10 protein-coding genes are annotated in these 12,286 nt (G+C 41.4%); all 10 read right to left on the reverse strand.

All coding sequences use genetic code 11. From position 1 onward, the window contains the following. Nucleotides 1-79 precede the first annotated feature (79 nt). On the reverse strand, nt 80-1,291 hold the full coding sequence (gene trpB, locus OQ5_RS0114395) for a tryptophan synthase subunit beta (protein ID WP_016778159.1): 1,212 nt from the start codon (nt 1,289-1,291) through the stop codon (nt 80-82). A 732-nt stretch (nt 1,292-2,023) separates the two neighbouring features. Continuing rightward, entirely contained in the window at nt 2,024-3,886 is a 1,863-nt protein-coding gene (locus OQ5_RS0114400) for a choice-of-anchor J domain-containing protein (RefSeq protein ID WP_016778160.1), read from the reverse strand. Nucleotides 3,887-3,909: 23 nt separating this feature from the next. After that, the gene (locus OQ5_RS0114405) at nt 3,910-6,438 is read right to left on the reverse strand and encodes a TonB-dependent receptor (protein ID WP_016778161.1); all 2,529 of its coding nucleotides are present in this window, start codon (nt 6,436-6,438) and stop codon (nt 3,910-3,912) included. A 239-nt stretch (nt 6,439-6,677) separates the two neighbouring features. Continuing rightward, nucleotides 6,678-7,208, reverse strand: a complete 531-nt coding sequence (locus tag OQ5_RS0114410) for a TetR/AcrR family transcriptional regulator (protein WP_255297560.1) — start codon at nt 7,206-7,208, stop codon at nt 6,678-6,680. A gap of 175 nt (nt 7,209-7,383) precedes the next feature. Continuing rightward, nucleotides 7,384-8,361 carry an ROK family protein gene (locus OQ5_RS0114415; protein WP_016778163.1) on the reverse strand — a complete coding sequence of 326 codons (978 nt, stop codon included), beginning with the start codon at nt 8,359-8,361 and terminating at the stop codon, nt 7,384-7,386. A 71-nt stretch (nt 8,362-8,432) separates the two neighbouring features. Next, on the reverse strand, nt 8,433-8,999 hold the full coding sequence (locus OQ5_RS24825) for a hypothetical protein (RefSeq protein WP_016778164.1): 567 nt from the start codon (nt 8,997-8,999) through the stop codon (nt 8,433-8,435). Between the two features lie 9 nt (nt 9,000-9,008). Next, the gene (locus OQ5_RS24830) at nt 9,009-9,830 is read right to left on the reverse strand and encodes an MFS transporter (protein ID WP_016778165.1); all 822 of its coding nucleotides are present in this window, start codon (nt 9,828-9,830) and stop codon (nt 9,009-9,011) included. Between the two features lie 284 nt (nt 9,831-10,114). Beyond that, nucleotides 10,115-10,786 carry a NigD1/NigD2 family lipoprotein gene (locus OQ5_RS0114425; RefSeq protein ID WP_026055313.1) on the reverse strand — a complete coding sequence of 224 codons (672 nt, stop codon included), beginning with the start codon at nt 10,784-10,786 and terminating at the stop codon, nt 10,115-10,117. 142 nt (nt 10,787-10,928) lie between these two features. Next, nucleotides 10,929-11,468, reverse strand: coding sequence for a hypothetical protein (locus OQ5_RS0114430; protein WP_016778167.1), 540 nt, complete (start codon nt 11,466-11,468; stop codon nt 10,929-10,931). A 163-nt stretch (nt 11,469-11,631) separates the two neighbouring features. Next, nucleotides 11,632-12,174 carry an FKBP-type peptidyl-prolyl cis-trans isomerase gene (locus tag OQ5_RS0114435; protein ID WP_016778168.1) on the reverse strand — a complete coding sequence of 181 codons (543 nt, stop codon included), beginning with the start codon at nt 12,172-12,174 and terminating at the stop codon, nt 11,632-11,634. Nucleotides 12,175-12,286 lie beyond the last annotated feature (112 nt).

Here is a 12,286-nt window from a genome sequence, read left to right on the forward strand (position 1 = left end):
CTAGACGCAATGGCGCAAAGTTTTTATTATGAGAGAGTAGAGATGCCCTATTTGGGTGTCTCTACTCTGCGTTAAAACTTTATCCTATCCCGTAATCCTTACCATACTGCTCCACTACGAAATCAATGTCTTTATCGCCCCGTCCGCTAAGGTTTACAAGAACAGACCTGCGCGGGTCTTTTTGAGCCAGTTTGAAAGCATAAGCTACAGCATGGGCACTTTCCAATGCGGGAATGATGCCTTCGAGACGACTTAATTCAAAAAAGGCATCTATGGCCTCCTTGTCAGTCACCATATCGTAGTTCACCCGTCCAATGTCTTTGAGCATGCTGTGCTCCGGCCCGACTCCCGGATAATCCAATCCACTGGCCACTGAGTAGACAGGACTGGGATTTCCTTCGTCATCCTGAAGCAAATAACACTTAAACCCGTGAATCAGGCCGGGTTTCCCCTGCATCATGGTAGCGGCATGATCACCGGTATTCATTGATCTTCCACCGGGTTCAACACCATACAAATCCACATCTTCATCTTCCATGAAACCCGAAAATATTCCCATGGCATTACTTCCTCCGCCAACACAGGCCACAACGTTATCTGGCATTTCGCCTGTCATATCAAAAAATTGCTCCCGTGCTTCAACTCCCACAACATGCTGAAAATCACGTACCATCATTGGAAACGGATGAGGCCCGACAACCGAACCGATACAATAAATCGAAGTAACAGGGTCCTGAACATAGGCTTCGAAAGCTGAATCAACCGCCTCTTTTAAAGTTTTCAGTCCTTTGGAAACAGGTACAACTTTCGCCCCGAGAATTTCCATTCGTACAACATTAGGATGTTCTTTGGCAATGTCTACTTCACCCATGTGTATCTCACACTCGAGCCCGAAATATGCAGCAGCCGTTGCCAAAGCAACACCATGCTGACCGGCTCCTGTTTCGGCAATCAGTTTTTTCTTGCCCATATATTTAGCCAGAAGCGCCTCTCCCATACAATGGTTGAGTTTGTGTGCACCGCTGTGGTTGAGGTCCTCACGTTTCAGATAAATACGTCCGCCATATTTATCCGACAACCGGTTACAATAATAAACCGGAGTCGGGCGTCCCTGGTAATGCTTACGTATGCTCCGCAACTCCGAAATAAAATTGTGTGACTTACTGATGGCATAATAGGCATCGGTAATTTTATTCATCTCTTCTTCGAGTGCCGGTGGCAAAAATGCTCCTCCATACTCTTTGTAAAACCCATCTTTTGACGGATACTTCTTGAAATAGTTTTCTGACATGACTATGTATTATTAAATTCTATGATTGAGTTCACTACTTAAAATAGATCGTTAGATTTTTAGATATAATTAATTTAGTCAGTAGTTTTTAGTCAATAGTTTTTAGTCAATAGTTTTTAGTCAATAGTTTTTAGTCAGTAGTTTTTAGTCAATAGTCAATAGTCAATAGTCAATAGTAATTTTTTTCAAGTACTGACATATTCCAAAAACTAACAAATTAGCATAAATAACATGTTTTTAGAGGTTTGTGTATTTTGTCAGATAAATGATATAAGATAATTCATATAATCTTGATATACTGCATTTTAACAAATACAACCTATTAATCACAAGCAACTGGTTTGCAACGTATTGTAAAAGTGTAACTGACTGTTGTCCTTAGTGTCCGTCTATAAAGTGCCATTTGCTGTATTACGTTTGATGGCTTCGCAAGCCTTGCAACCAGCACTTTCTGAACTGACACATGATTAGTAGAAAACTTTTCCTGCTTTATAGACACAGGCACTACTCAGTCGGAAAACGGTTCGTTCACACACAAAAAAAACCGCAGGTGGAAAAGCCTGCGGTTCTTTTGTTTTTATTCTTGCACACAAAGTGACGGCCTGTCCCACCTGTTATGAGTCAAGTTTTCGCCACCAAATATGTGAAAATTTTTCGATCATTTTGTTTTCTTTTATTAAAACGGTGTGCAAGATATCAATTTGTTTAAAAAATTCAAAATTTACTATCAAATTACTCTCCGAAGTCGGGGCCATCTACCAGTTCAAATTCAGGAGCATCGGATACGCATTTAAAATCATAAGTAAAAGTATTTCTGCTTAGATCATTTTCATAAGTTTCCAGCGTAACGATGTAATGAACATCAACCCCGTTGACCTGCGGCACGGCATCAGGATATTTTACACTAAGGAGTACCTCTACTGCTTCAGCAAGGCGCTCGTGCGTCAGGGCAACAGCTTCTTCGGTTGAAAGACCTTCAAATCCCGGAATGTTATATTCTGTCCGGTTCGATAAGCGAAGATCGAAGTTCTCATAATAAGCATCAGCCCCGTAATAATATTCACCGGTACCATAGCTGTTAATATAATCGCCACCATTGTCAATTTCTGTCTTTACATAGTCCACAATCATCTGATAGTCGGTTGAAGTCATTGTAAAAACAATGGTAGGATCAAACACCCAGTTTTGTCCGTTATGGACAAACTGTTCGGTGCGCTCTATAATTCTTGAGCTATTTTGCCACTCGGTTCCATCGAAAACATATTCACTTGCCCGCGGGTTGGTTGAACCATCATAGTACAAATAGACTATGGCAACTTTATCATCTTTCTGAGCAAAAGGTTTGTGCTGTGCGATCAGTTGAGGCAAATACTGATCCGGGCCATCATCTTCGTCAAAATTGTTATACTTACCTGGTGCACCCATAGCGTCGTAATCCTCAGCAGACAAGATGTATTTGTTATCCTCAAAGTCATCTTCTGTTACCCGGGTCCAATTGGTCCCATCCTTTTCGAAGAACTCGTCAAAATAAGTATATTCAGGCTTTCGCACATCTTCAGTTTCCACCGTTATCCAATCCACCTCCCAGGTAGCAGAACCTGAAGTAGTTGAACGGTAGCGAAATGCCAGATAAATAGAGCCTCCCAGGTATTCTGAAAGATCGATTTCTTCCGACTCAACAAAAGTCCAGTTATTACCCGTGGGTTTAGTATTAATGGTCAATTCGGTCCAGGTTGCGGCTGCAACATCAGAACCATTAAAATCCGTACTTACCATTAATTGAAGATTGTCCCAGGTATCCAGGTAATTTACTGCCTGATTCAACACAACATACGCTGTCTCATATTCCGAAAGATCAATTTCCGGGGAAACCAACCAATCTTCATTTTCATAATCCCCTTCACCATACACATAACCGGAGATATAAGCATATTCGGTTCCTCCATAACTGTCAGGCTCCCAAACCTGATCCCCTGTTAAACTATATGCAGTAAAACTTCCCAGTGAGCCGTTAAAGCCTTCACTGAAAATTTCGGGCGACTCACTACCCAGCTCTTCCGGATCCATATCAGATACTCTGTATGAGGTATAGACAACTGATCCGTCCGGTTTATCTCCAAATTCTTCACCCAGAATGCCTGACATATAATCTTCAACAGGATAAGAAGGCGAAAAGGCTTTTATCTTGCCAAGAGATGTAACGGCATCAGCATAGTCTGCAGAGTCCAACTCAAAACTCAGTGTATAGTTTTCAAGATACTCAGGATCTGAAACCATGTAATTAAATGTCACCTTAGCTCTTGAGTCTTTTTTCAGAGCAATGTATTCGTCGGCCAGAAAAGCTGGAACGAAATCTGCAGCAGGATATTCTTCGCTGAATGCAAGATTTTCATCAATAAAATCTGCTGCATCGGAATTTCCCAATTTCTCTGCAATCTCGGAAAGAGAACTGTAATCAGCATCTTGCAGGACAACTTCTATTTCCTTGCTAAAGTCGCCCTGTTCTTTGTCCAGTTCATGGTAAACGTCCTCCATGGGTTCACAACCCCACGTCAGAAGGAGTACGGACGTCAGTGTATATAATAATTTTTTCATAATTTATTCTCTGTTTTTTGCCATTAAAATTTAACCTTAAGCCCGGTAGACCATGTTGTACCAAAGCCATAATAGACCAAAGCCGATGCAGCATCATGGTTGTCGCCATCGTTAGCATCAGCAACATACTCTGTGTTAAAGAGATTGTTTACGTTTCCATAAACCGAGGCCTCCAGTGATCCGATGTTGAAATCATATTTCAGGTTCATATCGAATGTAGTATAATCGGGCAACTGCCAGGAATCCACCTTTTCGCCCTCTACGGTACGGTTGGTGGGATCAAATTCTGCAAAGTTCTTTCCGTAATAATTAAAATCGGCACCGACTTTAAACCCGGGCAGCATTTCATAATCAACCGTGAGCGCAGAAGTTACCTGGGCAGAATTTCCGACATGAACATCTCCGATATAAGCACTGTATTCTCCGAGCAACTGGTTATTGTCGTCGAAGAGTGAAAAATTTACATCGTCTTCCCAAATCCAGTCACCCCATGAAAACATTCCTTTTATAAAGACCTCAGAAATGGGTTTCCAGGTGATTTCGGATTCTATTCCGGTATGCAGGGCATTAATACCAGGTATATTGGCTGTTTCTCCACTGAAAGACCTGACCAGACCTTTATCTTTCCAATTGGTCCAATAACCATTGATGCGGGCTTCTAAATTTGGCAATGAAAAACCATACCCGGCATCAAACGAAAGAACTTTCTCATATTTGGCGCCCTCATTAATCTCGTTGGTGTAGTTAAGAAAAATAGAGGAGAAATAAGGAGCACGGGTAAAGTAACCACCGTTCACGAAGAAATTGTGTTCCTCGGTAAGATTATAGCTGGCGCCCAGCTTGATACTCCAGGGAGTAAAATTAACCCACTCGGTTTCCTGGTTACCAGGCTCATATTGAAAGTAATCGATTCGTTTGTAACTTTTCTGTGACACAGAAGTGGTAAGGAATGCAGAATAATTATCTCCGACATATTCGGCCTGGGCAAACAGACCTGCCCATGCAACTACCCCATCATTGTGATAGGCGTATTTATCGCCTTCCTTAAGGGGAGTGCTGGCCGGCCGGTTGATGTTATAGCTGTCGAGATAATACTCTCCGCTCAAAAGGTCTTTTATTTCCTTGAAATGCTCACCAATATAATAACGACCGTCAAATCCGCCGGTGAAGTTAATATTTCCAAACTCTTTGTTAAGTGTAGAAAGAATACCATACCATTGATGCTGATTAACAGCCATTCCCACGAATGCTTTTGAACCGGTAAGAGACTCAGCATTCCTTCTGGCTGCTTCATCAAAATCAAGAAGTCCGTCGGGTGTTTGAAGTGTGGTAGGATAAGGTTCACCGGTATCGTAATTTATGTTGAGCCATTGAGAATTTTCGCCGTCGACCCTTCGACCTCCACCCTGGGATATAGATGCATATACAGCCGTTGAAAGAATGGTATTCGCATCAATATTCCAATAGTGATTTAACGAAATCTGAGGCTTGTGGTACTTATTGTAGGCATAACCGCCGCCATATACTTTTCCGTCGCGTATGCCATAGCTCAAATTCCGGCGAATGCCATCGGTATCATCACGATAGGCCTGAATTTTTGAAGGTGTACCGCGCTGATTATGCCACTGCGGAGCACCAAATGCAGTAAGTGAAAGCCTGTGATGATCATTGATGATTTTGGAAACATTTAAAAAATATGTCCAGGCATCGAAGTTTGTACCTTTGATATAGCCATCGCCATAGGTATGAGTTCCAGAGAGAGATACCGCCCAGTTATTATCAAGCAAACCGGTTGAGGCAGAAAAAGACTGCTTTCTGTAGCCGTCATTACCAATCCCTGTATAGAACGTGCCACCCTTTTCAACATCCGTACTGTTGGTCAAAATATTAATGGTACCACCAACTGAACTTAATGCCAGTTTTGAAGCCCCTAAACCACGTTGAACCTGCATGGTTTGTGTTACGTCGGAAAGACCGGACCAGTTGGACCAGTAAACACGACCGTTCTCCATATCATTTACGGGAACACCATTGATAAGAACACCGATGTTATTGGTGTCGAAACCGCGAAGAGAAATACGGGAGTCTCCGAACCCCCCACTTCCACGGGTAGCATAAACCGAAGGTGTGGATTTAAGAATCTGCGGGAATTCCAAAGTACCAAGTTTCTCATCAATTGTAGCAGGCCGAATGGTAGAAATAGAGACGGGTGTCTCTTTATCTCTGGCAAACGAAGTCATTATAAGTACTTCGTTCAACCCTACTACATTAGAAACCATTTGTACAACTCCCAGATCAAGAACATCCTCACCTGCCGGATCAATTGTCTTTTTCAGATCTTTGTAGCCAAGGTACTTGAACAACAGATTTTGTTGCTGTTGTTCAACAGTCAGTTTAAATGTACCATTCAAATTGGTAACAGTACCTTTACTGGTGCCCTCAACGACAATAGCTGCCCCGATCAGGGGCTCACCTGTCTCCTGGTCAATGACCTTTCCGGTCACGTTTACCTGACCGTTTATTCCTGCCGTAATAAGAAACAGGAAAGCCATCAGAAATAAAGAACTTGTTTTTTCTCATAAGTAATGAAACATGTTAAAAGGTTTGTTTTTTTACGGTTTATTGCTCTAAAATATTCTGGATACAAATTAACGACACACTTTTTAACAAATCAACACAATAAATAAAAATTCAAAGAATAATAACATGATAATCATCAATAGTTATTACAAAGATGCAAAAAACCGACCATTTGGTCGGTATCTTTTTTATTAATGTTGTGTTAACTTTTTTACTTACCAGATACTCCGTCCCAGTACAAATCAAAAGCCATCTGAAAACCAGACTCAAAAGCCGATAAAGGATTAGAAAAACTGAGAAAATAATTGGCAGCGGCGCGTGTAAAGGAAAAATCGAAGAAAGTAATCATTTCGGGAGGGTACGCTTTTAACATCCCCATACTTACCTTTTTCATGGTATTTTCAATGGGAGCTTTTAACGTTTCGGGAACCCGTCCTATTATTTTTTTAATAAACGGACTGGTTTCAAATATTACTATATAGTTGAACTTATCCGGATTGCTGATAAACCATCTGACAATTGCACCAAAAACATTTCTGGAATAATCGCGGGCCGATTCTCCACCATATTCTTCAACACAATCCTCTTCGATCTCGAACATCAATTTCTTATATAGCTCAACAATCAGATCTTCCTTGGTTTTGAAGTAATGATAAAACGTTCCTTTAGCAATCCCTGCATGACGGATAATCTCATTAACGGAAGCAGAAAAACCCTTTCTGACAAATAATTCTAATGCCACGCTGAATATTTTTTCTTTTGTGCAAATGTTATCCATTACAGTGTTTTAGAAACTCGAACATAAAATACTTTGTGCCAACATCCTGACGTAAACAATTCTTTCAGGAGCAACATCAAATAAAAAAAAGGTCGCTCCGTCAAGAGCGACCCTGAATAAAAAGTTCTATACTGTCTCATCATTTTTCAAGCTCTTTCCAAACCAATGCACTTGCACCTACAATAGCAGCATCGCCCAACTTCAGTTTGGAAGGGAGGATTTTGATTTTGTCTTTGAAGATGGGAAGTAAATGCCGGTTCATGCTTTCATAAGTGGGTTTAAAAATATAATCACCGGCAGCGGTGGGGCCGCCAAAAAGAAATATGGCCTCAGGTGCAAGGTGATGAACAGTATCGGCAAGACCCTGCCCCAGATATTCGCCGGTTTTTTGGAAAACCTCAAGAGCAATCTTATCTCCCTTCACAGCAGCTTCGTAAATCATTTTTGAAGTGAGCTCGTTGTACGATTTGTTGGCCAGCAAACTATCTTCAGCATTGTAATAAGCCAAAAGCTCAAAAGCAGTACGTTTCATACCGGGGGCCGAGCAATATGCTTCCAGATGACCGAGCGAGCCGCAACCGCAAACACGACCTCCGGGAACCAGTGTAGTATGGCCACACTCCCCGGCAAAACCATCGTGTCCGTATACCAGGTCACCATTCACTATAATTCCACTCCCTACGCCGGTACCGAGCGTGAACATTACGAAATTTTTCATCCCCTGGGCACCGCCATAGACCATTTCACCAATAGCAGCCGCGTTAGCATCATTGGTTAGCGCAATGGCGTATGATTCGGGGAAATTCTTTTTCAGTGCATCCACCACATGAACCACCCCCTTGAACGAAAGGTTGGGCGCATACTCGATGGTACCGCTGTAATAATTACCGTTCGGAGCACCAACACCAATGCCAAGGATATCGGTTTCTTCATTCATCAGTTTCAACGACTTGACAAGCTCCTGAATCTCACCCGAAAGGTCGGAGATATATTTGTCAAAATCACCATGTTTAGGGGTATCAATCGAGCGGCTAACCATTACGTTTCCATCCTGATCCACTGCTCCAATAACGGTATTTGTGCCACCGATATCAATTCCAATAGCAATTTTCTTCATGATAAATAAGCTTTTATGTTAAAAAAAGCCGGAAGCAAAAGCACTCCCGGCTCCGATATAATAAAATTGAATTATTCTGTACGAATAGCATGCCCCTTCACAGCATAGAAGAAAATGTAAAGGTAACAAACGGCCGGCACAACAAATGCCCAGGTATAACTTGTTGCATCGGCGATTGCTCCCATCAGAGGTGGTATAACAGCACCACCCACTACGAATGAATTGATAATACCCGATGCAGATGCCATCTCTTCACCATCAAGATCCTTAACTCCCAACGAGAAAATGTTGGGGAACATGATTGAATTGAACAATCCGATTGAAATAACAGTCCAAAGGGCTACTTCCCCGGTTGTAAAGGTAGTAATAAGTGCCAACGCAGCAGCCATGAGGGCAAAGACGGCCAAAGTGCGAGCAGCTTTGCCTCTCCCTATTTGCATAATCAGGAAATTAACCAGGGCAACTATCATAAATATTTGACCTGCACTAAAATTCCAAGTTTCAAAGGTGTAGCCGTCGGCAGTAACAAATGCCCCTGAAACAAGCGCCAGAATTAAAACCGATACAACCAAAGCATATTTTTTTGCTTTATTCTTAATCTCGCTAAACATTATAGCTCCGAAGAAACGACCAACCATTGCACCGCCCTAGTAAATTGCGGCATACGTGGAAGCCTTTTCCGGGTCAATGCCGGCAGAATTGCGAAGATAATTAACGATCAATCCGGCGTTACCAACCTCTGCTCCAACATAAGCAAAAATGGCAAAGGCCCCCAGAATAACGTGAGGGTAGTTCCAAACACTTTTTTTGGTGCCTTCTTTTTTGTTTTTAACAAGAACAGGCAGTTTTATCGAGAATAAAATAACCGCAACAGCTATAACCACAATTGCCATAGTTATAAATGGTACGGGAACTCTTTCTGCAGCTGCAAGACCATGTTCGGGTGTCATTAACGATTCATCGGCCGGAATTCCAAGCCCCCTGAAAATGGCCACTGAAATAATCCATGGCGCAATCATGGTCGCCACTGAGTTCAGTGCCTGAGTAAGATTTAAACGACTGGAAGCTGAGCTTTCAGGCCCGAGAGCCGTCACATAAGGATTGGCGGCAACCTGAAGAAAGACAACGCCTGCAGCAAGAATAAAGGTAGCAATTAAAAACATTGGAAAGGACGGAATTTTAGCAGCAGGCCAAAATATCAAACTTCCTATTCCCATCAACAACAATCCAAGTATAACAGTCCATTTATATCCTATTTTCGCAACCAGTTTCCCGGAAGGAATTGAAAGGATCGGATAGGTAATAAAAAAGGCTGATGACAAAAGCTGTGCAGCCCATTCAGGCAATCCAAAAATGGCTTTTACCGGAGCCGTCATTGTAATAATGAAGGTTGTAGCAAAGCCAAAAATAAAAAAAACGGCACCGAAAACACCCATGCCGAGACCGTAGTTACTGTTTCTCTGTTCCATACAATTATCTTTTTTAGTTGTGTGCTTATTAATGCACTGCAATAATACCTCAAATTTGCATTTTTTACAAAACTTAACAGCGATAAATTCGTCATTAAGGGCTATGATTTTTGTTAATGTTCCGATTTGCAACGACTGGTAAAAAAATATATGGGTATAGTAATCCTTCGTTAAGTTGAAACTTCGGGCAGAGGTGAGGTGAAGCAAAAAAAGGGTGTCTCATGTTGAGACACCCTTTGCACTAATTGCGGGGAAACCCATCTAATGGATATTCTGAAAGGCTTTTAATATTCATAATCCACTTCAAATTCTTCATACGGGGCAGCATAAAATCCCTGGTTCTCAAATATCAGGGTAACCTCATCATGGCCGTCAACCTGGAGTGGCTCAAGATAGAAACTCATTAACCCGCGGTAACGGTTTATCATTTCATCTCCCCTGTCATCATGCCGAACCTGAAGATAAATTTCCGTTTCATCCCCTGTTTGCTCGTCCGGGTCTTTAACTACATTGATGTAATGAACTTCATCATTGCCATAGAAAGCGAAATCGACATTCAGGTACCCCCCGGAAATCCAGATATCATTAATAAAAAGTTGGTCGGTACCAATGGTGTCCCTGTTCTCTTCATTCAATTCGACAATATCCTTAAGAACAACATCCTGAATACTAAGAGCATCGACCATATAGTCGTAAATATCTTCTTCTTCTCCTGTTTCGAACACCGAATACCTCATCAGAATACGAACACTATCGGTAAATTCAAAACTTCCAGGATAGCTCCTTATCTGCAGGGTAGATTCAGAATCGGTAAAAACCAGCTTCTCATCGTCGGGCCCATACTCCGTTACACCCAGCTCCATGTATTGAGGTGTAGAATCATCATCGTCATCCAGGCATGACGTAAAGCCTGCAAAAAACATAAATGAAACAACAGCTAACAAAATAGTTCTCATTGTTCTCTTCTCCATCTTTATAATAGTTAGACAATTATTTTTAAGGATTTTGGCTTTATATCAAGTCATATAATTGCCAATTCCTTTATATAAAAGATGAAGAAGAAAAGATATGGTTGCGTATGGAGAATAAAAAAAGGTACTATTTTTCCACGTAAGTTACTTCCAGGTCGACCACCCGAGGTGTATAATCATTGCTCCAAAGACTTGAGAGAACAAATATCCGGGCTTTGGTTCCATACGCCATATTGCGCATCGCGATATCAATTCCGGGATAGGTTCCTCCCTGATACATGTTAGTATTACCCACAACATAAGTAAAAGGACTATCCGATTCATAGTTGCTGGCGTATGGATAGATAAAAGGAACTCCTGTAGTATCACGTGCAATTTCAAAATACATATACCTGAACCCGACCTCTTTGCCAACCTTTACAGAATCGCCGGTACCCTGCTTCAATTCAAAATAAAGAAAGCTGTTATCCCCGGCTGTATCGATAACATTATAGCTAACATCTTTCAGGGTATCATGTACAATGTCAAGATAATCTGCCATTAAATCCTGCTCTTCACGGATCATTTCTTTTGTGTTGATACGATAACCATCGTCGCAGGCGTTAAACGAAGCTGTAACAATAATTATTAATACAATCAGGGTATGTTTGAAAGAGATTCGTTTCATTAGTATATAATTTACTTAAGTTATTGGCCTGATGGAACTCGCATGCAAGATTTATACATATTGTATCAAACTTTGCCATGCTCGTTTCATTGTTTCGGTTGATTTAGGTCTTACAAAATAACAGAAATTTGTTGATGTGAGCAAATATAGCTTAACTGGAACATCATTGGTTTTTTACACCCACGACTTCCACATCGTAAACAATAATCGCCCTTGAAGGAATCTTTCCGTCGTCACCAACAAGACCATGTGCCAGGTGGGGTGGCATAATAAATGAGGCGCTGGATCCGTTTTTCAACATTAAAACACCCTCTTCAAGGCCCGACTCCACACCACCACGACCTACCAGAAACTCTTTTGGGCCGAGTTCTTCTGAATCATAACAGACAGTCCCGTCAAGCAGTTTTACCTGATATTCCAGCATTACTACCTGTCCCTTTCTGATAGACTCACCTTCACCGGGTTTATCGATTCGGTACCACAAACCTGTACCTGTCGGTTTCATTTTGAGTTTGTTTTCTTTCACAAACTCTCTGATTCTTTGCTGTTCTTTCTCAACAAGTTTGCGATTAACATTGATGTATGTTTCCAGCGGGATTTCGACCGATTCTTTCCTGCGGTCGGGGTTTTGCGATCCCGAACAACTGCAAACTGACATAAAAAGTGCTATAATGAGCACTTTATTTACTATCGGTAGAAATCTCATAGACATCAAAATAGGTTCCGATTCGGATTTTTATCAGCAAAATTAGTACCACAATTCAACAGGTATTAAGATTTTCGATACAAGATTTAACCTGCTTTATTCATAAGTTTTC

The organism is Anaerophaga thermohalophila str. Valhall (genome assembly GCF_000250735.1).
GTDB lineage: Bacteria > Bacteroidota > Bacteroidia > Bacteroidales > Marinilabiliaceae > Anaerophaga > Anaerophaga thermohalophila_A.

Excerpts from the sequence above, each read along its gene's own strand:
- trpB (WP_016778159.1), bottom strand. The coding sequence starts at position 1,291 with ATGTCAGAAAACTATTTCAAGAAGTATCCGTCAAAAGATGGGTTTTAC.
- OQ5_RS0114400 (WP_016778160.1), bottom strand. The coding sequence starts at position 3,886 with ATGAAAAAATTATTATATACACTGACGTCCGTACTCCTTCTGACGTGG.
- OQ5_RS0114405 (WP_016778161.1), bottom strand. The coding sequence starts at position 6,438 with ATGGCTTTCCTGTTTCTTATTACGGCAGGAATAAACGGTCAGGTAAAC.
- OQ5_RS0114415 (WP_016778163.1), bottom strand. The coding sequence starts at position 8,361 with ATGAAGAAAATTGCTATTGGAATTGATATCGGTGGCACAAATACCGTT.
- OQ5_RS24825 (WP_016778164.1), bottom strand. The coding sequence starts at position 8,999 with ATGGTTGGTCGTTTCTTCGGAGCTATAATGTTTAGCGAGATTAAGAAT.
- OQ5_RS24830 (WP_016778165.1), bottom strand. The coding sequence starts at position 9,830 with ATGGAACAGAGAAACAGTAACTACGGTCTCGGCATGGGTGTTTTCGGT.
- OQ5_RS0114425 (WP_026055313.1), bottom strand. The coding sequence starts at position 10,786 with ATGAGAACTATTTTGTTAGCTGTTGTTTCATTTATGTTTTTTGCAGGC.
- OQ5_RS0114430 (WP_016778167.1), bottom strand. The coding sequence starts at position 11,468 with ATGAAACGAATCTCTTTCAAACATACCCTGATTGTATTAATAATTATT.
- OQ5_RS0114435 (WP_016778168.1), bottom strand. The coding sequence starts at position 12,174 with ATGAGATTTCTACCGATAGTAAATAAAGTGCTCATTATAGCACTTTTT.